The organism is Wolbachia endosymbiont (group A) of Nomada flava, assembly GCF_964027055.1.
GTDB classification, from domain to species: domain Bacteria; phylum Pseudomonadota; class Alphaproteobacteria; order Rickettsiales; family Anaplasmataceae; genus Wolbachia; species Wolbachia pipientis.
The window spans coordinates 1,158,704-1,180,520 of record NZ_OZ034725.1 but is presented as its reverse complement, the minus strand read 5'-3'; the positions used below and the strand labels follow the sequence as shown (position 1 = coordinate 1,180,520).

The window sequence follows — 21,817 nt, the reverse complement described above, 5'->3', positions numbered from 1 at the left end:
AAAGATAGATTTTATGGGATAATGATGTATACCAATAAGTTTAAAGGTAGTATGAGTAAAAAAGGCAGTAATAAAATTTATTCAAAATGAATTGGCAAGTCTAGAATTTATAGAATCCCATAAATCATCTTCAAAAGATTTTATGAGAAAGAGGAAGTTATCTTTTATTGACATATTTATCTTAATTTTAAGAAAAAGTGTAAAGTCGCTGCAAGTAATACTAAACGAATTTATTTTATATAGGAAAAAAGACTATACCGTTACTGCTAGTGCTTTTAGTCAAGCAAGAAAAAAAATGAAACACAGTGCATTTTCAGAAATTAACGAAGGTGTGGTTTCCTTGTACTACCAAGACCAAAAATTTAAAACTTGTTTTGGCTTTAGAGTGTTAGCTCTTGATGCCTCCAAAATCATTTTACCAACAAGCGTTGAAATAAAAAATGAATTTGGCTCAAGAAAAATACGTAACCAAAAACCAAAAGATTTAGGTGATTATGCAAGTGCAACCTTTGCGGTTTGTTATAAATAATGTTGCCATAAGGTCAGTGTTAGATAGAGGTAACACTCATGAAATTAACTTAGCAGATAAAATGCTTAAAGTTGTAAATACTAATGACTTACTGATTTGTATATTTATCTTATAAATTTCTTTCTAGCCTTACAAAAAGAAAAATTGCTTATGTCATTCGATGTCCCAGATCATCTTTTAATGAAGTGAATGCTATGTTTGAAGAAAAAAGCCCATCTAGTGTTGAGGTTACCATATGTGCTCAGCGTAAGATAAAACAAGAAAATAGTGGAATAACGCTTCAAAGTGGTACTGCCATCTGGTGAAATTGAAGTGTTAGCTACATCATTAATGGATGAACAAAAGTTTCAAACTGGAGGATTTAAGGAGTTATATTTTTTACGCTGGGGAGTTGAGACATTTTTTGCAAAACTCAAAGGAAGACTAAGTCTAGAAAATTTTACAGGAAAAAGTGTTGAGTCTGTTAAACAGGATTTTTGGTCAGCTATCATTATTAGCAACCTAGAAAGTGTTATGACAGAAGATGTAGAAGAAGCGTTGAATATGGACTTAACCGATGATAAGCTTAAGAGGAGCATTAACAAATCTGTCTCATTTAACGCGATCAAAAACTTGGCTTTCGACATTTTTGCTACGGAATCAGATACTGACTGCATTATGGATCAATTATCAAAGCTATTTTTGATGAACACTTTGGCGGTAAGAAAGGGAAGGAAAGTTGATCGTCATAAGGTACCTTATCTTCGTTCGTTCAATTACCAAAAAAGGGTTAGAAAACACATATTTTGACTAGAGGTAGTATTCATATCTTCTGATAATAACTGGGTAGCTTATTGCCATAGCTCCTGTAAAATGACTTCTAAACAAACTATTTCTTAAGTAATTTACACTTCAGAGTTTATCTGCTTTAAAGTTTACTCTATTCTGTTTCAGCATTTGTCATAAATCCTTAATTATTTCTGACTTTTTAGTTCAGTTTTTAACCATTCTTTCCTTAACTTAATGGCAGTGGACCTCGTCATCCCGCTACTTGTTAGCGGGATCTCTTGTTAGCGGCTGAGATACCGCGAATGAATCGCGGTATGACGGTTCGCGGCGGTATGGACGTAGGAAAACCTTTCTTGGGTCAGCTATAGAGACTCTCATCTTTAGCGAGCTTCAAGGTAATTGGTTGCTATTTGCGAAAATATTCGCATAATTTAAGTAACATTACTTAATAAAAATTAACTATGGAGCTTAATAAGATTGCAGCATCGATTTTACTTTCTGGGCTAATCATTATGATAGTTAGTAATGTAGTTGATATGCTTTACAGTCCAGAAGAATATAAGATTGAACACCAAACGATAGTAGCTGCTGGCAGCAATGAGTTCCAGCAAAAAATCGAGCAAGTGGCGCTTGATATTGGAGCGCTCATGCAGAATGCTAGCTTTGAGAAAGGTAAATCAGCAGCAAAAAAATGTATAGCCTGCCATAGTTTTGAGAAAGGTGGAATGAATAAAGTAGGACCAAACTTATGGAACATAGTTGGAAATAAAAAGGCCCATCTTGGTAACTCATTCAATTACTCAAAAGCAGTGCTTGAAAGAGGTGGAAAATGGGGGTATGAGGAGCTCTTTGCCTTTTTAAAGAACCCAAAAGCCTATATAAAAGGTACACGTATGGCATTTGCAGGTATTTCCAATCCACAAGAAATTGCAGATCTAGTTAGTTATTTGCATCAATTGAGTGATAGCCCGGTTGCTTTGCCAAAGTAGTATGGATTATTGTAAATTGTTTGATGGAAATAATGGTCACATAGCATATCGAAAGCTACAAGGAAAGAAAGCTTCTGTAGTTTTTTTCGGTGGATTTGCATCCAATATGGATGGAACTAAAGCAACTGCTATTTACAAATTTTGCCAAGAAAATGACGTAGCACTTGTGCTATTTGATTATTTTGGTCACGGTCATTCAAGTGGTAATTTTATTGATTACACGATAAGTGATTGGCAAAAAAATTGTGCTAAAGTAATGAGTGAATTAACTAGCGATAAACAAATAATTATAGGTTCAAGTATGGGAGGATGGCTGATGTTGCTCACTGCCCTTCAATTTCCAGAAAAAATTGCAGCACTAATTGGTATATCGTCTGCTCCCGATTTTACTGAAGATTTGATATTCAAGCAATTGTCAGGCAAGCAAAAAGAAGAACTAGATTCTAAAGGTGTAATAGATTTTACTTCAGAGCATTGTACATACAAAATAACTAAAAATTTGATCGAAGATGGCAGAAAGAACCTTCTTTTAAACAAAAAGACAATAGATATAAACTGTCCTGTGCGCTTGCTGCATAGCATTAATGATAAAGATGTTCCTTATCAAACTTCATTGAATTTAGCTGAAAAAATTAAGTCAACCGATGTTGAAGTACACTTAATAAAATCAGCAGAGCACAATATGTCTGACAATCATTCACTGGAAGTTTTATTTAAGACCATTAGAGAATTTTGTAACCAGACTGCATTCTGTGATTTTTAGCAAAACACGATTTTTCATTTGAGCTTTCTTCAACTTAAAATAAATACAGAAAATTGCTGCCTATAGCTAAACTGACTTAGATTTACCGACAATTTGAAAAACCGTCATCCCGCTACGTGTTAGCGGCTGAGATACCGCGGCGGTATGACGGTTCGCACCATCACACTTTGGAACCTTACAGATATTGAGCAAATCCAATAATATCCTTGATTTCTTTTATATTATGGGTTGCAATTTCTGCTGCTTTCTTTGTGCCTTTTTTTAATATTTCATGTAAATGGAATTGGTCTTTTAAAAGATCATTCATTTTCTCACGTATGGGTGATATAACACTGATAATTAAATCAGCTAACTCTTTTTTGAAGTGCTTCATGTCATGTTTGTTCACTTCTTCACATACTTTTTCCGCATTTACATTACTAAGCACTGAATAAATGTTTATCAAATTGCTTATTTCTGGTCGGCACTCTAAAGTAGCAAAGCCTAGAATTGAATCTGTTTTTGCTTTTTCTATTTTTTTGACAATTAAGTCATCCGTATCATCAAGGTTAATGCACGAATGTTCTGAAGGATCAGATTTACTCATCTTGCTTGTACCATCTCTTAAGCTCATTATCCTTGATGTGCAATCCAAAGTTAAGATTTCAGGTACGATAAAATGATCCAGCTTATAATGATTGTTAAAAGCTGATGCAATATCACGTGCAAGCTCCAAATGCTGTTTTTGATCATCACCAACAGGAACGTATTTAGTTTGATACAACAATATATCTGCAGCCATAAGTACTGGATAACTATATAATCCAAGAGAGGCTTTTTGTTTATCGCTGCCAGCTTTATCTTTAAGTTGAGTCATGCGATTAAGCCAACCAATTGGTGTATAGCATCCAAGCAGCCAGCCCAGTTCTGCATGACCACTAACTGTGGACTGACTAAAAATAATGGACTTTTCTGGATCTATTCCGCATGCAATATAAGCTGCTGCTGTTTTGAAAATATTACTTTTTAATTCACTTGCGGAAAGCTTATTTGCTGTGATTGCGTGTAGGTCGACAATACAAAAAAGAGATTTGTATTTATCCTGTAAGTCTATCCACTGTTTGATTGCACCAAGATAATTACCTAAATGTAGTACGCCACTTGGCTGGATACCTGAAAAGACAATACTTGTCATTATACATTTACCTCATGCTAATCGTTTCCACAATCAGCAGATTTCTTAGAAATAATAACCATTGCAGGACGGAGCAACCTATTTTTGATAGTATAACCAGTTTGTAGTACCTCTACAATGGTGCCAGGCTCTTTTTCATTGTCTTCTCTTTCCACAACAGCTTGGTGTAAATTACTATCAAAAAGCTTACCAAGTGGGTCTACTTCCTCTATTTCATGTTTTTTTAGATCATTTATAATTTTTTGATAAGCTACTTTGATTCCTTCATGAACAGGATCACCGTCTTTCAAATTTTCCATTACTTTTTTTAAATTGTCACACGAGTCAATCATATCACGTGCAAATTTTGTGACTGCGTAGTCACTTGCATCGCTAATTTGCTTTTGCATTATACGTTTGACGTTTTCATTATCTGCAACAGCGCGGCGTAAATGATCTTCAAGCTGGGCTGCACGTTCTTTTAATGTATTGAGATCTTCATTTAAATCATCTGTTTGCTTATGGTTATCACTTTGTTGGTCGTCACCTTTCTGCCTATTTACCATATCAGCAAACTTTTTCTCCTTACTGCTATCTGACATATCATTACCCTTAAGAATCTAATAAATATATAACAATTAATCTGAAAATATCAAGCGCCAGCTACATTTGTCTTTCTATGCTCGCATTTAAAAAGTCAATTAAAGTAGTTTTATAAAAAGAATCAGAAAAAGTACTAATATCATTTTGCGCCATATTAATGTAGTGTCTAGCTTTTTCCATAGAAAGCTGAATGGCATTATGGTGATTAATATAGTGTAATGCTTGGTCAAAATTGTGTCTAGCTGAAGAAAAGCATTTTTCCCAGAATTTTTGCTCTACTGGACTGCCCTTTTCGTATGCTATAATAGCAGGTAAGGTGACTTTACCTTCGAAAAAGTCTTTTCCGACTTGCTTTCCAGAAGTGCCTTGACTAGCAGTATAATCGAGCATATCATCAACTATTTGAAATGCCATACCAAAATTAAAACCAAAATTCTTTAGCCTCTCTGTTTCGTCATCTGTTGCACCAGATACTGTAGATGCAGCTTCACAGCATGCAGAAAATAAAGACGCTGTCTTTTCTCCAATGATATCAAAATAATTTTCCCTGATTGTGTGGGGGTCAAAACGTGTTGTCATCTGCTTTATTTCACCCTTCACAAGTAAATGCGATGCTTTAGATAAAATAGGGAGAATATTTAAATTTCCACACTCTATAAGCCATCTAAATGCTAGAGTCAACAATAGATCACCAACTAAAATGCTTGATTTATTTCCCCAAATCTTATTCGCTGTTTTAACTCCATGACGTGCCTCACTTTCATCGAGCACATCATCATGAAGTAAAGTAGCATTGTGTATAAACTCTACCGATGCAGCAACATTGATCCTATTCTCCCCAGAATAGTTTAGCATTTTACATATAATAAAAACTAGTTTAGGCCTTATTTTTTTTCCACCTGAACTAACAAGATGAGATATAATATCAGTAGCAAGCTTAGCATCTTCATCATTGACATTTTTGAAGATAAAGTCCTTCATATCTGATAAATCAGAAGATACAACATCGTCTAATCTATCGCTGTTTGTTATTAGCATTTAAAGAGACTTATGCTTCTTGCCCTTGTGCTTTCTTGTTCTCTACTTTCTTCTTTTCTGTTTTTTTTGGTTCTGTTTCTAAAGTTACTATGCCTTTTTTGATGAACCACAGTACTCTTTCAGTTGCTTGCGCGCCTACGCTTAGCCAATGTTTTAATCTATCAACCTTCACCACAACACGATTTTTATTGTCTTTTGGTAACATTGGATCATATTGTCCTATTTTCTCAATAAAACGCCCATCTCTTGGTGCTCGTGAATCAGCTACAACTATTCTATAAAAAGGGCGTTTCTTTGCGCCAAACCTTGCCAACCTTATTTTAACTGCCATGTTAACCTTTATTCATATGTTAGTTACAATTTTATACAATGAGCCGTTTTAAGTCAAATGAATTATACAACCTTTGCACTTTATAATATAATTACCAACAATGTAGGGCAGCGCTGGGCGCACAGCTATACGAACATTCATTTTTGAAGGTAAATTGCACAGCAAATGGTGTCATTCCAGTGCTTGACACTGGAATCCAGCCTTTTTTTAATCATTAAAACGTTGTATTTTAACATAAAACGACTACTTTTATGCTTACCAACTTAATAAAATTCCTGGATCCCAGTGTCTGGGCACTGGGATGACATCCTTTCTAGTGAAGATTGCTCTCAAATCGCAATGTTCGTACAGTTGTGTGTCTGGGCACTGGATGCGTTTGAAGCAACTTATAAGATTTTTGATTATATATCATCAAGTATAGTGTGATTAACCTCGACTTTATACTTTGATTCCAGATAGCTAATTAATTGCTCTTTTAGCGATATCATCACACGTTTTCCGGTGTCAAGCGTGTTTAATTTGCCATTTGATGAATGCATTTCTTTTAGAACACCTATTATAATTTCATTATTGTATTGAATAGGATCTGTCACTGAACCAGTTGTTTTCATATTGAAAATCTCTTCTACAAAAGAAAAGGGGTAGTTTTGTTGATCCACTTTATTGCGGTGCATCTGCTGACCTTTAACTAATTCCACACCTTGAATTTCTTCCAAATCTGTTTTTTCTCTTAGTTGAACTGCAACCTCTTGCCCGAATTTAAACATTCTTTCTTTTATAAACTCACTACGCCAAAGCTCTACCGCTAATGCCTTGCCTTCTTCAAAACTTTGCAATTTGGGTGGAACGATATCGACGATTTTTACACTAACAACAGCGTCCCCAACGCCCTTAAAATAACCTTTCTGATCCTTTTCTCGCGAAAAAATGAAAGAAATCAAATCACCAGAATCTCCTACGTTATTACCGCTTTGATCTTTTCCACTCGCATCTACTGGACCAATAGTTTGTATAGGTAAATTATATTCACTCAATATTTCTTCAATTTCTGAACCATTGTATATCTTATAGTTCACTTGGTTTATGAAATCATTGACTCTTTCAAAAGACTTTTGGTTAGTTAGAACTGACTTTATGTCTTTTTTTAAATCAACTAAGTCTTCATCAGAGATTTGATGCGCACTTTCCACTTTTACTATGTGCCAACCAAAACTGCTTGCTAAAACTTCACTTACTTCACCTACTTTGAGAGCAAATACCTTCTCTCTCACGTCTTCTGGTAAAAAATCCTTAGTTATATTATTTACTCTAGTTTCCTCAAGTTTTGCTTTGCCAAACTCTTCTACTATCTGTTCAAAGCTTGTTTTACCCTCCTCAAATGCTCTTCTTGCTGTCTCAGCTTCTTCTTTGGTAGAAAATATTGCATTGAATATATCTCTTTGATCTTTAAGTTCTTGTTGTTCTATTATACCATCAACTTCTTCATCTGAGATCTTGATTTGATCTTCAAAATACTTTTGGCCTAGGGAAATATATTGCGCAGTTCGATACTCAGGATAATAAAAATGGAATTTATTTCTTTCGTACAAATCAAGTAAGGCTTGATCATCTGGTTCAGGAATGTTTGTAACTGCATCTTCAGTTATTTTAACAATATCAACTACTCTAGTTTGGTAGCGACTTTTGTATATCTGCTCATCAATTTTCTCGCCAAAAGTTACTGGATAATTATCTTTAAATAATGAAGTCATGAACATCATTGCAGGCAGGACTTTCTCTAGCTTTGCTATTACTCTTTCTCTGTCATATGCAGGTCATTTAGCGTTTCATAGAATTTATTTTTGTCAAATTCACCTTTATCATTTTGAAAGTATTTGGTGTTTTTAATATGATTTTTTATAGATTCTTCTCCAACTGTCAACCCCAGCTCACTAGTTAGGTTAAACAATAGTTTTTGCTCTATAAGTGCGTTAAGCAAATCATATTTCAGCTTTTTTACTTGTTCTCTACTCGCATCAGATCCAGAAATTTGCTTTTCATAATTTTGATATAGTGATTTATACTCATCTGACGTTATAACTTCTTTTCCAACCCTAGCTACCTCTTCTTTTTCATCATCACCTGATAAAAGGTTGCCAATTCCCATGAAGATTAACAAGCAAGCTAAAAGGACAACGGTTACTTTAGTGAAAAAATTTTTAACATTCATTTTAAACCCAGTTAATTAATGATTAATTATAGAATAGTGATAATTTAATGCTTGTAAATCTGTTGCTTTATTAGCTAATATATATAATATTACAATATATTAACTTAAAATTTAACTCTCTAATCTTAAATAGGAACATATGTTTAACTGAGTTATACTATACCTTAGGAAGGGGAAATATTTTGTTTGAAATATGCTTAAAGGTAAGCGCATTTAATTAACTTAAGAGGTGGGAAGTGACAAACAAAAAGTTATTGAATGACAAAATTAATGCTTTTTTAGTTTTAATAGTTTATATTTTAGCTCTGTATAACAGTAAGGGATACTTTAAATGGGAGATGCTTTTTTGATGTCAATGGAATCTTCTAAGGGCAATAACGATAGAAATAAACAGTTTCTAGTGCAAATAGCTGCTTGGTTAGTAGACAACACTGGTTTAACTTTTAATCAAATAGCACAATGTTGCAGATTGGCCCTTGAAGAAGTACAAGACATAGCTGATGAGGAAATAGAAGTAGAAAAATATAACCCTATTATTTCTGGAATAATTACTGAAAAAGAAATCGATGATTGCAAAAAAAATCCAAATCGTGTACCAAATTTGATTATAAAAAATATAAAAAAAAGGAGTAAAGCGATTGGTAGCATTCTTGGCTTTGCCTCTACGGCAAGACGTAGAGATAAACCTGATGCGATTTATTATTTAGTAAAAAAATTTCCTATCTTGGACAATAACGTTATAGCTAAATTAATTAGTACAACGAATTACACAGTTGAGCAGGTAAGAGATGGATCTCATCATAACATGCAAAATATAAAACCCCAAGATCCTGTACTACTCGGCTTATGTAGTCAAGAAAATTTAGAAGCAGAAGTGGAAAAAGCAAAAGTAGAAGAGGAGAAGCAAGAAAGGTTAAAAAAATATAAAGAATAGCTATTGAAAATCCTCAAATTTTTGTGCTTTGTTAACATTAAATTAACTTGACTTGCTAGTGTTTATTAGTATAATGTAAGTAAAGTACGGGGTTTAATGATAATTAAGCTTAATACGCACTGAAACTAACTCAGCCTAATTTATTATCTTATAGTCACATTTTAGGTTAGTAAGCATCAATTAAAATTTTTGGAGGATTATGACAACAATCAATGAAGATGTTTTGGCAAAAGGAAAGGTTACAGCTCAACCTGAAAAAAGTGAGCAAATTTACAATAACGATACAGTAAAACAGATGGTCAATGAAGGTACTGAGAAAAACAGAAAAACATTAGATCTGAGCGAATTAAAAGAGAAAACAGCAGAAGAATTGTTAGAGTTAGCTGAAGAAAGAAAAATTTCAACTAACGGTAAAAGCAATGGTAGAATGCTAAAGCAGGAAATAATATTCAGCTTAATGAAAAAAATGAGTGAAGAAGGAGGCATAACCACAGGGAGTGGAATAGTGGAAATATTGCCTGATGGTTTTGGTTTCTTACGTTCAGCAAGTGCAAATTATGCCCCAAGTACCGATGATGTTTATATTTCTAACGGGCAAATAAAGAAGTTTAATTTACGTACAGGAGATATGGCATATGGAGAAATAAGGCCACCTGGTGATAAAGAGAGATATTTTACTTTAACTAAGGTTCAAAGTATAAACTCTACTGAAGTAAGTGAATTAAGAAAGTACGTCCATTTTGATAATTTGCTTCCTCTTTATCCTGAGGAAAGCATAGTACTTGAGTGTAATAATGGTGATGATAAAAAAGGCTTAAGCATGCGTGCTATAGATATAGTAGCTCCTCTTGGAAAAGGGCAAAGAGCGTTAGTAGTTGCTCCACCTCGCACAGGAAAAACTGTATTGCTTCAGCAAATGGCTAACTCTATAGCTATAAATCACCCTGAAGTAGAATTAATAGTGTTACTTATAGATGAAAGACCTGAAGAAGTAACAGATATGATACGTTCTGTAAAAGGTGAGGTAGTAAGTTCTACGTTCGATGAGCCTGCTTACCGTCACGTACAGCTTGCTGAAATAGTAATAGAAAAAGCTAAAAGAATGGTTGAGCATAAAAAAGATGTGGTAATTCTACTTGACAATATTACTAGACTTGCACGTGCTTATAATGCAGTTATTCCTTCGTCTGGGAAAGTTCTAACTGGTGGTGTAGATTCAAACGCACTGCAGAGACCAAAACGCTTTTTTGGAGCAGCTCGTAATATTGAGAATGGGGGTTCTTTAACTATAATCGCCACAGCTCTTATAGAGACTGGTTCAAAAATGGATGAAGTTATTTTTGAAGAGTTTAAAGGTACAGGAAATGCTGAGATCATACTTGATAGAAAACTTTCTGATAAACGTATATTTCCAGCTATTGATATTACAAAATCCGGAACAAGGAAGGAAGAGCTATTAGTTGATAAGGCTATACTAAATAAAATATGGGTGGTGCGTAGGATACTCAATCCTATGGGACCCGTTGAAGCAATGGAATTTTTACGTGACAAACTACTTTTAACAAAGAGCAATGCTGACTTTTTTAACTCCATGAATCACTAAAAGTAAGCCAGTTATGATGGATATGCTGAGCAAAAAGTAAAACGCTCTTATAGCTAAAATAATTTGGATTTACCAAAATATATTTATAGTTAAGTTGGCAATTTACCTTAAGTTAGCTCGTGACACTGGAATGACACCCTTGGTGGCAGACAGCTAAAGGAAAATATCAACTAGGTTTATAATCTATCACTACCGTGTTTGCAATTTTGTCATGAAAAGCTTGTTTATGTTCATCATCTACTGCACATACTAAAACTAGGATTAGTATAGCTAAAAGTAAAATAGGATTATAAAGCGATATACAGTAAATTATGAAAAAAGCGATGGTTCTTTTTATTGCTTGTATTAGAGTGATCTGCTCAAGTGTATCTTTGTCTCTTACACGCATGCTAAATAACAAGTGCCCTAGAGTGCCGCCAAATTTTACTAGCATGAATATATGAAATATACATGGTATCATTAAAAATAAAGAAAATACAATCGTGGTGATTACAATTATTGCACCCATGATCCCTTGTATTGCGTGTGTAAGTGAGAAACCTACCGCCATTAAACCAAATGGTATTGCGATAAATAAAATACAATCAACTATAAATGCTAGAGTACGTCTTGTCATCGTTGAGTAATTTACTTTTTTATCCATATACTACCTATAAAGAAAAATATCAACTAGATTTATAGTCTATCACTACTGTTTTTGCAATTTTATCGTAAAAAGTCTGTTTGCGTTGATCAAATACTGCAAACAAAAATAAAATTAGCACAATTAAAAGATATAGAAAAGTATAACCATGATAATGCAGATGAAGCAAAAAGCGAAAAATAATCCAGATGCTTCCCTTAGAAATACATCTTATTGTTGCTTGCATAAGGGTAACATTTGTAAATGTATTAGCATCTTTAATATGCATACCACACAATAGTTTTCCTGGGGTACCACCAAGTTTTGTTACCATTAATATTTTGGATATTGTTAGTACTAATGTTGCGACCACTGTAGAAACTATAAATGGTATTTCTGTTGCTAGTTGTGCAAGTTCCTGAAAAGAGTCTTTATCTTGATCTTGTAATGATACGATGAATACACCATAGATAAAACCGAAGATAAAATGAGGGGAAAATATGAGAAGGTCAAGTACTTCTGCCACAATACGCCTTGTAAATCCTACATAATTTACTTTAACATTTATTTCAGTATTCATAACCCCACCTATATTTCATAATATCATCATATAATATAAAAATACGTTATTAAATAACCGTAAATATACTAACTTGGGTAATATTAGCTACTTGTGCCACTCTATTATTTAAATTAATATTAAATCATTTATAACTAGGGAAGTTATGTCAACACCAATCACAGTTGCGTATGGCGACGGTATCGGGCCAGAAATTATGGAAGCGGTGCTGTCGATATTGCGCGAAGCAGAAGCGAAAATCTCAATAGATATTATTGAAATAGGGGAGCGTGTTTATAGTAAAGAATGGTCTCACGGAATTTCTCCAAGTGGTTGGGAATCAATTGAAAGGACAAAAATATTATTAAAATCTCCGACAACAACTCCTCAAGGTAAAGGCCACAAAAGCTTAAACGTTGCACTCAGAAAAAATCTAGGGTTGTATGCAAATATCAGACCATGCATTTCATATCATCCTGTTATAGAAAATAAATTCGATAAGTTTGATATCGTAGTGATACGTGAAAATGAAGAGGACGTTTACACCGGAATAGAGCATAGGCTCACTGGTGACTCTTACCAATGCACTAAAATTATTACTAAGTCTGGCTCAGAGAAGATATGCAGGTACGCTTTTGAATACGCGAAAAAACACAACAGAAAAAAAGTAACTTGCCTGACTAAAGATAACATCATGAAAATGACTGACGGAACTTTCCATGCCGCGTTTGATCGCATTGCAAAGGAATACCCAGATATAAAGGCAGAACATTATATAGTTGATATTGGAATGGCGCGTGTTGCAACAGAACCGGAGAATTTTGATGTTATAGTAACCGAGAACTTATATGGCGACATATTATCAGATATAGTCGCACAAACCTCTGGATCTGTGGGGCTTGCCGGAAGTAGCAACATCGGGAATGAATACGCAATGTTTGAAGCAGTGCACGGTTCTGCCCCTGATATTGCAGGAAAAAACATAGCCAATCCTTCTGGTCTTTTAAATGCTGCAGTGCATATGCTAATTTACATAGGTCAAGTGGGTACTGCAAAACTAATCTACGATGCATGGCTCAAGACTTTGGAGGATGGAATACACACTGCCGATTTATATAAGGAGAAAAGAAGTAAACAGAAAGTTGGTACCAAAGAATTTGCAGAAGCTGTTATAGATAATTTAGGAAAGAAACCTGCTGAGCTTATAATTGGCAGTGGTTCGGATAGTAAAATAAATAAAGTACAAGACAATTACGAACAAGATTACAAAGTTAAAAAGCTAGTGGGTAGTGATATAACTCTCGCTTGGGACAAATCCAGTAATGTTGATCAAATAGTAGGATTATTTGAATCAAGTAATCTGCAAATGATAGCAATATACTCAAAAGGACTTGCGATTTGGCCAGGAAACTCAAAACCTTCAAGTGACCAAATAACCTGTAGGTTTATCGCAAATAATGAAAAGCAAGCTATTACAAATAGTGATGTAAATAACTTGCTAATCAAAATCGAAGAACACAATTTTGACGTGGTGAGAATGGACAAATTGTATTTGTATGATGGGAAAGAGGGGTTTTTCTCTTAATGATCGTTTGACATTCTTATGATTGTATAAAACATTTAAATAGATTATACTAGAGATATAATTTATTTATGTGAGATGTAGTAATGGGTCAACATTTCAAGTTAACTGGTCAGGAGTTTTGTGATAATGCTGATCTGTTCAACGTATTGGAAATAGAAGCTAAGCAAGTTATAGGTAAGGATCATCAAGAGCTTAGTAGCGTTTTAAAAAAACAATATAGAAAATTGATTCTTGTACACCACCCTGATAAAGGTGGAAATGAAGAAAGATTTAAAAATCTTGACAAAGCTTATAAAGAATTAAATGCATATATTGAACCTTTAAAGTCAGGGGACCCTTGTGTTAAAATTAGCGTTGATGCTGAAAGTGATGGGCATTTAACAGCGCGTGAATTCCATTATAGGAAGAAATTATTTGAAAAATTGAATATCACTGAAGAGGAAGTTAGAGGAAGGAATTTTGCTGAGCTTGCTTCTATACTTGAAAAAAAAGCAGCTCGCTAATACAGGATCTGCAACACCAAAATAAATTAATCCATGATATAAATTATTGGACAAGATATGGCTCACTTTTCGATGATAAAGTCAAAGAGCTGAGAAATGAGCTTGACGAACACTTGCTTAAACCTAACATACAATTATTTAGTTATATCGCCCCTTTAACAAAGAATGGAAGTTTAATAAGGGAAGACAAACAAGCGCTAATGCAAAAGTTTATAAAGCGTAGAGACGATTTGCTATCTAGTCTTTTTAAGACCAAGGCATATACTTTACTTTTTTTAGCCTTTGCTGAAGCAACTTATTGCTATATTTTCTTACCTACTTGGTTAATTGCCAGTAATACCTTGATGTGTTTATGCTTGCCACTAGTAGCATTAAATCTTATTATGACAGAGATTTTATCTGCTTTAACACAACATTACGAAAAAAAATACAAAAACTCTGAAATTTCTACTGATCAATATGTAAATAGAATAAATTGTATTTACTTATGCTATAAGCTTTTTGTTTTTTACCCTTTGCCTGTCTTTTTTACTTCTTTAATGATAGAGGGTTTTATCTCTGGCAGTTTTTATGTTGATGTGACAATATTTGGTACTTTGTCATTGTTAGCACTGCTAGCTACTGAGATATTTAGTCCTACATTTTCAAAGGCTTGTGAAATATACACTGAAAAACACATGAAAGATTTACTTGAGGAAGATCTAAGAGATAGAGTGCAAAAGGAAACTGATCTGTTAGGACGGTATGATCCACGAAGGCTATTAATGCCAATAATTATGCCTCTTGTTAGAAAGTGTTTTACAGAGGTGGCAAGCGAATTTGCTGAGAGGAATTTCGATGAAGTAAACACTAATATGTCTGATGTTAACACTGAACAGCTACCTAGACCTCAAGCGGTTGAATTTGCATAGTAGAATATTACGGTATAGTATAAACTTTTAGCTCTATGCATGGACTCAAAAAAAGTAGAACTAATATTTGAAAAGTTTCAACAATCAAATCCTGCGCCAAAAATAGAGCTAAATTATACCAATCATTTTACGTTACTGGTTGCGATAGTTTTATCAGCGCGGACAACTGATGTAAGCGTTAATAAAATTACAAGAGAACTATTTAATATCGCTGATACGCCAGAAAAAATGCTGAGCTTTGGGCAGAGTGAGCTGAAAAAATGCATAAGCAGTATTGGTTTATATAATTCCAAAGCAAAAAACATAATCGGGCTCAGCAAAATATTGATTGAGAGGTACAATAGCAAAGTGCCTACTGATTTCGATGATTTGGTGTCTTTGCCGGGAGTGGGAAGAAAGAGCGCTAATGTGTTCTTAAATTCGGGGCTTGGCATTCCAACATTGGCAGTTGATACTCACGTTTTTAGAGTGAGCAATAGAATCGGGCTTGTGAAAGAAAAAGATGTGTTTAAAACAGAACAATCTCTTTTAAATGTGGTTCCCAAAAAATACCTGCTTTATGCTCATCATTGGCTAGTTTTGCATGGTAGATATGTTTGCAAAGCACAGAAACCTTCGTGTGAAACGTGCATAATTCATGATTTATGTGAATTTGAGTGCAAAAGGTATAAAGTCTAGTATTTCTTTTTTTGTCATCCAAGTAGCTATAGAAACGAAAAAACTTACTTGACACATTTTGCTGGAATGATACAAGTTATTATTCAAACAACAGTTATGCAAGAGATCTGATTACATCTAAGCTAACAATGGACCACTAGATATATTACTAACCACGTTGACCTGATTCAATATTTTATTAGTGGGATTGAAATAATTTTCTATAAATTCCTTATATATAGCTGTTAACTTGTGTATATCGTTTACTGATACGCATTCGTTTATCTGATGTGCAGTTTTGTTGATTATACCAAATTCAATCACTGGACAAACATCTTTGATAAACGCAGCGTCAGATGTGCCACCACTTGTGCTCAGCGCAGCATCAATACTGGTAACTTTATTTATTGCATCAAGCATAATATCAGTATTCCTATCGGGAGTAGAGAGGAAAACGTCCCTGCTGCTATGCATAAAAAGCTTATAATCGTTAGTTACACTAGAGCATATTTCATCAATCAGCTTATATAGGCCACCCGGTGTTTGTTCATTGTTATATCGAATGTTAAAACATGTAGTTGCTGAGCCAGGTATTAGATTGCTAGTATTATTTCCAACATCGATAGTAGTAACTTCGCAATGTGAAGGCTGAAAATATTTATTACCACGATCAAAAGTAGCATTTTTTACCTTACTCAATATCGATATTACCTTATATATTGGATTATCTGCTAGGTCTGGGTAGGCAACGTGCCCTTGTTTTCCATGGCAAATTAATTCAAATGTTACAGAACCTCTTCTGCCTATTTTTATGGTATCACCTAATTTCTCACTACTGGTTGGTTCGCCAACCACACAAAAATCTATCTTTTTCTGCTTATTTTTCATCCATTCCAAAACTGCCTTTGTTCCATATTCTTCCATGCTTTCTTCAGCACTGGTAATCAATGCACTTATCGAACCATTAAATTGAAACTTCTCTGCAATCAAATTTACCATAGCAGCAATAAATGCAGCTACTCCGCTTTTCATATCAGCGGCCCCTCTTCCATATAGCATTCCATCCCTCACTTCTGGATTAAATGGACCAAATGCCCAATCTTTTAACTGACCCGGTGGTACAACATCAACGTGCCCAGCAAAGCACAAATTTGGTACTCCATTTATATATTTCGCATAAAGATTTTTAACTTTATCACCAAATTCTAAAATCTCACAATCAAAGCCGCTCTTCTTGAAGATTGTTGCTATATACTCTATTGCCCCGCTGTCTTCTGGTGTTATACTCTCAAAAGAGATCAATTTCCTAGTTAGCTCTACAGGGTCAATTTTCATGTCAATCTTAAAATACTTATACTGCTATATTGTAAACACTCTATGCACTATTTAAAACAAATATTACATCAAACCGAACAAACTTTTCTAAGGGAAGTAATAACAGATTACTACCTTGCTGATGATATCTATGAAATATGCACACGACACGGAAATGACGTCTTTCTAGTTGCAGATAAAAATACAGCAAAACTTTTAAACAAAAACGTACTTAATAAAATTCCTAACTTAATTATTCCAGCTCCACCTCCACCTGTCATTCCAGCGCGTGACACTGGAATCCATAAGTTGTTTTCCTGGATCCCAGTGTCAGCTACTTGCATGACACCAAGCAGAGCTGCCTCTCTTGAAACCGTAAATCTAGTTAGAAACAAAGCAAAAGACAGTGACTTAATAGTTGCATTTGGTAGCGGCACTGTTAACGATATCTGCAAATATGCAAGCTACCTCGAGAAAAAAGATTATATATCGTTCCCAACAGCCGCTTCTATGAATGGATATACCTCTGCAAATGCTTCAATATTAGTAAATGGATATAAAAAATCGTTCAAAGCACATCTTCCAAGAGCAGTATATATAGATATAGACATACTTGCCAATGCACCACTGCGTCTCACATTAAGCGGATTTGCAGATTTCATTTGTCGTTCAACAGTTCAGGCTGACTGGCTACTATCTCATTTGTTGCTTGGCACAGAATACAATGAATTACCTTTTACACTTGTTCGCGATTTGGAGCAAATTTTGCTAAGAGAGTATACGGCGCTTACTAAAAGAAGTAGAAAAGTGGTCCTATTACTTATGGAAGTTCTACTAATTTCAGGACTTGGAATGGTAATATCAAAAGGCAGCTATTCTGCAAGCCAAGGAGAGCATATGATAGCTCACGCAATGGAAATGGTAACAAGAGATCATTCCTTACTACATGGCGAAAAAATTGCTGTTACGACGATTACCATGGCTAATTTGCAGGAAAAGATATTATCAATACAAAACCCGATTATCAAACCGACCACTTTAGATGTAAAACATATAACTCAGTGCTTTGATAATATCGAATTTGTAAGAACTTTTGAACAGAAGCAAATTATGCAGCAAAAAATCCAAGAGATTATTTGTAAAGAATGGCATAATATTTCCAGTTTAATTAAGCAAAATTTACTACCTGCAAAACACCTGCAAAAAATATTTGAAGATCTATCAATTCCACACTTACCAGAGCACCTCAGTTGGAATAAAGAACAATATTGTAAAGTGGTCGATCTTGCGTTTACAACAAGAGATAGATTCACCTTTCTTGACTTAGCTAACTGCATAGAAGAAAGTTAAGTTTTGTAGTGAAATTCTGTCATTTAAAGAGATCATAGGCCAAAAGCTAAACCCTTTTCACAATCTCTTATCCATTGTCTCCTCACCTGAGTGGATATACAACTCATTCCAAGTAACTGACACTGGGTTTCACCAATAGCACTGCTTTGCTAAACATAGTTTAGTTCGAGTGGCTGAGGAGGGACTTGAACCCCCGACCAAGAGATTATGATCCTCCTGCTCTACCAACTGAGCTACTCAGCCTAATTAAAAACCTTATTATACACACGATCTATATGTTTCGTATAATACTTCAAATCAAACAAAGATTCAAGTTTTTCCGAGTTAATAACCTTAAGTAAGGGTTTATCTTGTTTCAATTCGGCCAGAAAATCACTGTTGTTTTGTTTCACTTTCATTGCATTGCTCTGAACAATTTTATACGCCTCTTCCCTCGCCAAACCACTATTTACTAACTCAAGCAATACACGCTGTGAGAAAACTAAACCTTTTGAAGAATTTAAGTTCTTTTCAATGTTTTCCTTATTGATCACCAATTTATCTATCAAATCTGTTAATCGCACTAAAGCAAAATCCATTGTTATACAAGCATCAGGAGCAATGCATCTTTCCACAGACGAGTGTGATATATCACGTTCGTGCCACAATGCAACATTTTCTAACGCAGGAAAAACATAACTGCGTATTAAACGTGAGAGTCCAGTCAGATTTTCACTTAAAATAGGATTACATTTGTGTGGCATAGCAGAGCTTCCCTTCTGCCCAGTGGAAAAATGCTCAGAAATTTCGCCGATTTCAGTTCTTTGCAAATGACGAATTTCAACAGCAACATTTTCTATTGAGCTTGCAATCACTCCCAAAACTGAAAAGAACATAGCATGTCTATCACGAGGAATGACTTGAGACGATATGATTTCAGGTATGAGTCCTATTTCTTTCGCTACATATTCTTCAACAAACGGATCAACATTTGCAAAATTACCTACTGCACCTGATATTTTACAAATTGAGATTTCTTTTTGCGCGCTAATTAATCTCTGATAATTGCGTTTAAATTCAGCATAAAATCTGGCAAATTTTATTCCAAGAGTTGTTGGTTCTGCATGCATTCCGTGACTGCGTCCAACACAAACAATATCTTTATAGTCCTCAGCTTTTTTTTTCAATGCTGCAAGTAAATTTTTTAGATTCTCGAGCAAAATATCACAGGACTCTTTCAGTTGCACCGCAAGGCATGTATCCAAAACATCAGAACTTGTCATTCCATAATGAAGATAACGAACATCAACTCCCGCTTTTTTAGCAATATATGTCAGAAAAGCTATAACATCATGTTTTACAATGGATTCAATTTCGTTGATACATTCAACATCAAATTCAATAGCACCAGAGAGGTTCTCAGCAATATTATTCGGAATCACTCCTAACTTTGCTTGAGCTTCACACGCTAATTTTTCTATTTTAAGCCATATATTAAATTTATTATTTTCCTCCCAAATGGAAGACATTTCTTTTCTGCTATAGCGGGGAATCATTTTTGATTTATTCCAATAATGGTGTCATTCCAGTGCGTGACACTGGAATCCAGGTATAAAAGTATTTGCAAATTATTCAATGGACAACGGATTCTAGAAGCATAAAATAATGTCCATGATGAAATAAACTGGATCCCAGTGTCACGCACTGGGATGACATGAGGGGAGCACTGGGATGACATCAGCTTAGCCATGGCAGACATTTCTTTACGACTATAACAAGGGATCATCTTTGATCAGCTATCATCACCATCAGTAGCTTCTTTATTCGCATCTTGCTCTGCCTCTTGTTGCTCAGACTTCTGATTTTGCAATTTTACTTGCCTTAGCTCATTTGCATCTGTTTCGGATTTCACGACGTATATAGTAATTGGTACTACTACTTCACTATGTAATTCTACGTTTACTTGGTATTCACCCAAGTTTTTGATGCTTACTCCACCAAAAGATAAACTACGGTGATCTATCACATGTCCTTCTTGTAGTAAAATTTTCGCAATTTCACGTGTTGTTACAGAACCAAAAATTTTACCATCCTCTGAAGCTTGCTTTATCAATACCACAAACTTATCATGTAGTGACAATGCAAGCTCTTTTGCTACATTTAATCTTTTTATATTCTCTTCTTCCAGTAATAAACGTTGCTCCTCTAGCTTTGTTAAATTTTCCTTGGTAGCTTTCACCGCTTTTCTTTGTGGAAAAAGAAAATTACGTGCATAACCTGGTTTAACTTTGACAACTTCACCAAGCTTACCTAAAGTCCTTATATTTTCCTTTAAAATTATCAACATAAATTACCTAAACTTTTTTAGTACAGTAAGGAATAAGAGCTAAAAAACGTGCCCTTATGATCGCTAAGCGTAACTTCCTTTGTTTTTTTGCACATACGCCTGTTAACCTTCTAGGTAATATCCTACCATAGTCAGAGGTAAACTTGGATAATAAATCTATATTCTTATAATCTATGTCTTCATCTTTAGACGCAGCAAGAGGGCAAACTTTAGAACGCCTAAAGCCAGTCCTATTATTTACAGATACGTAAGAATTATTAAAACTATTTCGTCTTTTCATCATTATGCGCTTTGCTCCTCAATTTGTTTATTCATCATATGAGATTTACCTTCAAAAATTTTATCAACCTGCACAGGAAAGTGGCGAATAACGTTCTCATTAAGTTTCATTCTACGCATAAATTCATCCAGAATGCTTGCAGTAGAACTTATGCACATTATACAATAATGACCGCTCTTCATTTTATTTTTGTGATATGCAAAATCCAAAAGACCCCAATGTTCATACTTGATTAATCCTGATGCTTCAATGTTTTTCAAAAGCATTTCCAACGCTTTGCTCGATTGAGTTGGACCGTTTATTCTAAAATCTTTCAAAATATCTTGAAAAATCTTTATTAGATGTTCTGAAATATTTCTCTTCAAAGCATTTACTGCGTTATGGATAAACGCACTTTTAGTACTGCCTCCTAGAAATTTTGTAAAATCTTGCGTTATTCCTAAATCTTTTAGGTCATCTTTCAACTCTTTATCGATTTTTGACTTCACTTCTTTCAAATTTGAAAGATCTTCTTCCAATTCAACCCATAAAATTTTTGTAAGATCTTCCAAGAAATCAGAGTAAGCAACTAGACCTTCTTTAATGTTTTCAGCACGCACTTCTAACTCTTGTGTTGTAAGCTTGTCATTTCCTTTTTTCAGAATATCCCTGATTTGCTGGAACATAACATCTGCTTTAATATTTTTCAATGAAACAGCTAGCTCTTGGACCATCTCCTCTACTTCTTGCTGTAATAATCCTTGTTGTGTTATAAAAGTAAATTCATAAAGATTCACTATATCTTCCTTTA

The 21,817-nt window shown here is 34.5% G+C and carries 21 protein-coding genes, 1 tRNA gene and 2 pseudogenes; 10 read left to right on the top strand and 14 right to left on the bottom strand.

The annotated features are described in order from the left end of the window. The first annotated feature begins 70 nt into the window (after positions 1-70). The 3 genes and pseudogenes from AAGD70_RS06155 (at position 71) to AAGD70_RS06145 (ending at position 3,049) form a co-directional block, all read left to right on the top strand. Positions 71-1,318 (top strand): annotated as a pseudogene (locus AAGD70_RS06155) (IS4 family transposase). 440 nt (positions 1,319-1,758) lie between these two features. Beyond that, positions 1,759-2,286 carry a c-type cytochrome gene (locus tag AAGD70_RS06150; RefSeq protein ID WP_010082469.1) on the top strand — a complete coding sequence of 176 codons (528 nt, stop codon included), beginning with the start codon at positions 1,759-1,761 and terminating at the stop codon, positions 2,284-2,286. Position 2,287: 1 nt separating this feature from the next. Further along, a complete protein-coding gene (locus AAGD70_RS06145) occupies positions 2,288-3,049 on the top strand; it encodes an alpha/beta hydrolase (RefSeq protein ID WP_012673268.1) in 762 nt (253 codons plus the stop codon). Positions 3,050-3,224: 175 nt separating this feature from the next. Here AAGD70_RS06145 and trpS read toward each other — a convergent pair whose 3' ends face one another. The 5 genes and pseudogenes from trpS to AAGD70_RS06120 form a co-directional block, all read right to left on the bottom strand. Next, a complete protein-coding gene (gene trpS, locus AAGD70_RS06140; RefSeq protein ID WP_065094484.1) occupies positions 3,225-4,223 on the bottom strand; it encodes a tryptophan--tRNA ligase in 999 nt (332 codons plus the stop codon). 17 nt (positions 4,224-4,240) lie between these two features. Further along, positions 4,241-4,804, bottom strand: coding sequence for a nucleotide exchange factor GrpE (locus AAGD70_RS06135; protein ID WP_065094485.1), 564 nt, complete (start codon positions 4,802-4,804; stop codon positions 4,241-4,243). Between the two features lie 61 nt (positions 4,805-4,865). Continuing rightward, positions 4,866-5,843, bottom strand: a complete 978-nt coding sequence (locus tag AAGD70_RS06130; RefSeq protein ID WP_065094486.1) for a polyprenyl synthetase family protein — start codon at positions 5,841-5,843, stop codon at positions 4,866-4,868. Between the two features lie 10 nt (positions 5,844-5,853). Further along, a complete protein-coding gene (gene rpsP, locus AAGD70_RS06125) occupies positions 5,854-6,174 on the bottom strand; it encodes a 30S ribosomal protein S16 (RefSeq protein WP_065094487.1) in 321 nt (106 codons plus the stop codon). A gap of 401 nt (positions 6,175-6,575) precedes the next feature. Next, positions 6,576-8,383, bottom strand: a pseudogene (locus AAGD70_RS06120) (SurA N-terminal domain-containing protein). Between the two features lie 331 nt (positions 8,384-8,714). Between AAGD70_RS06120 and AAGD70_RS06115 the strand changes: the two are divergent. Next, positions 8,715-9,317: a cell cycle transcriptional regulator TrcR gene (locus AAGD70_RS06115; RefSeq protein WP_010082495.1), complete on the top strand. Its 603-nt coding sequence runs from the start codon at positions 8,715-8,717 to the stop codon at positions 9,315-9,317. Between the two features lie 199 nt (positions 9,318-9,516). Then, complete coding sequence (gene rho, locus AAGD70_RS06110) at positions 9,517-10,920, top strand: transcription termination factor Rho (RefSeq protein ID WP_007549497.1); 1,404 nt, start codon at positions 9,517-9,519, stop codon at positions 10,918-10,920. A gap of 166 nt (positions 10,921-11,086) precedes the next feature. Here the strand turns inward: rho and AAGD70_RS06105 are convergent, their stop codons facing one another. Beyond that, on the bottom strand, positions 11,087-11,563 hold the full coding sequence (locus tag AAGD70_RS06105; protein ID WP_065094489.1) for an RDD family protein: 477 nt from the start codon (positions 11,561-11,563) through the stop codon (positions 11,087-11,089). Positions 11,564-11,585: 22 nt separating this feature from the next. Next, positions 11,586-12,122 carry an RDD family protein gene (locus AAGD70_RS06100; protein ID WP_065094490.1) on the bottom strand — a complete coding sequence of 179 codons (537 nt, stop codon included), beginning with the start codon at positions 12,120-12,122 and terminating at the stop codon, positions 11,586-11,588. A 145-nt stretch (positions 12,123-12,267) separates the two neighbouring features. On the opposite strand from AAGD70_RS06100, the gene icd reads away from it, so the two are divergent. From icd to nth, 4 genes are all read left to right on the top strand, one after another. Further along, a complete protein-coding gene (icd, locus tag AAGD70_RS06095) occupies positions 12,268-13,686 on the top strand; it encodes an isocitrate dehydrogenase (RefSeq protein WP_065094491.1) in 1,419 nt (472 codons plus the stop codon). 83 nt (positions 13,687-13,769) lie between these two features. Next, on the top strand, positions 13,770-14,189 hold the full coding sequence (locus AAGD70_RS06090) for a DnaJ domain-containing protein (protein ID WP_245611009.1): 420 nt from the start codon (positions 13,770-13,772) through the stop codon (positions 14,187-14,189). A 383-nt stretch (positions 14,190-14,572) separates the two neighbouring features. After that, positions 14,573-15,100 (top strand): hypothetical protein, encoded by a 528-nt coding sequence (locus tag AAGD70_RS06085; protein ID WP_245611008.1) that lies wholly within the window; start codon positions 14,573-14,575, stop codon positions 15,098-15,100. Between the two features lie 39 nt (positions 15,101-15,139). Next, positions 15,140-15,778 carry an endonuclease III gene (nth, locus tag AAGD70_RS06080; RefSeq protein WP_065094492.1) on the top strand — a complete coding sequence of 213 codons (639 nt, stop codon included), beginning with the start codon at positions 15,140-15,142 and terminating at the stop codon, positions 15,776-15,778. Between the two features lie 117 nt (positions 15,779-15,895). On the opposite strand, the gene dapE is transcribed toward nth, so the two are convergent. Then, on the bottom strand, positions 15,896-17,092 hold the full coding sequence (dapE, locus tag AAGD70_RS06075; protein WP_065094493.1) for a succinyl-diaminopimelate desuccinylase: 1,197 nt from the start codon (positions 17,090-17,092) through the stop codon (positions 15,896-15,898). Between the two features lie 42 nt (positions 17,093-17,134). On the opposite strand from dapE, the gene AAGD70_RS06070 reads away from it, so the two are divergent. After that, a complete protein-coding gene (locus AAGD70_RS06070) occupies positions 17,135-18,421 on the top strand; it encodes an iron-containing alcohol dehydrogenase (RefSeq protein ID WP_065094494.1) in 1,287 nt (428 codons plus the stop codon). A 170-nt stretch (positions 18,422-18,591) separates the two neighbouring features. Here the strand turns inward: AAGD70_RS06070 and AAGD70_RS06065 are convergent. The 6 genes from AAGD70_RS06065 to AAGD70_RS06040 all read right to left on the bottom strand — a co-directional run bounded on the left by AAGD70_RS06065 (position 18,592) and on the right by AAGD70_RS06040 (position 21,803). Further along, positions 18,592-18,664 (bottom strand) — tRNA-Met (locus AAGD70_RS06065). Continuing rightward, a complete protein-coding gene (gene purB / locus AAGD70_RS06060; protein ID WP_012673216.1) occupies positions 18,664-19,956 on the bottom strand; it encodes an adenylosuccinate lyase in 1,293 nt (430 codons plus the stop codon). Before purB ends, AAGD70_RS06065 begins: the two co-directional genes overlap by 1 nt. Continuing rightward, positions 19,953-20,186: a hypothetical protein gene (locus AAGD70_RS06055; protein WP_082941378.1), complete on the bottom strand. Its 234-nt coding sequence runs from the start codon at positions 20,184-20,186 to the stop codon at positions 19,953-19,955. Before AAGD70_RS06055 ends, purB begins: the two co-directional genes overlap by 4 nt. 6 nt (positions 20,187-20,192) lie before the next feature. Further along, on the bottom strand, positions 20,193-20,747 hold the full coding sequence (rplI, locus tag AAGD70_RS06050; protein WP_006279792.1) for a 50S ribosomal protein L9: 555 nt from the start codon (positions 20,745-20,747) through the stop codon (positions 20,193-20,195). Positions 20,748-20,754: 7 nt separating this feature from the next. Next, on the bottom strand, positions 20,755-21,030 hold the full coding sequence (rpsR, locus tag AAGD70_RS06045) for a 30S ribosomal protein S18 (protein WP_007548890.1): 276 nt from the start codon (positions 21,028-21,030) through the stop codon (positions 20,755-20,757). Then, positions 21,030-21,803, bottom strand: coding sequence for a 30S ribosomal protein S6 (locus AAGD70_RS06040; RefSeq protein WP_065094495.1), 774 nt, complete (start codon positions 21,801-21,803; stop codon positions 21,030-21,032). The genes rpsR and AAGD70_RS06040 overlap by 1 nt, the downstream gene beginning before the upstream one ends. Between the last annotated feature and the right edge of the window lie 14 nt (positions 21,804-21,817).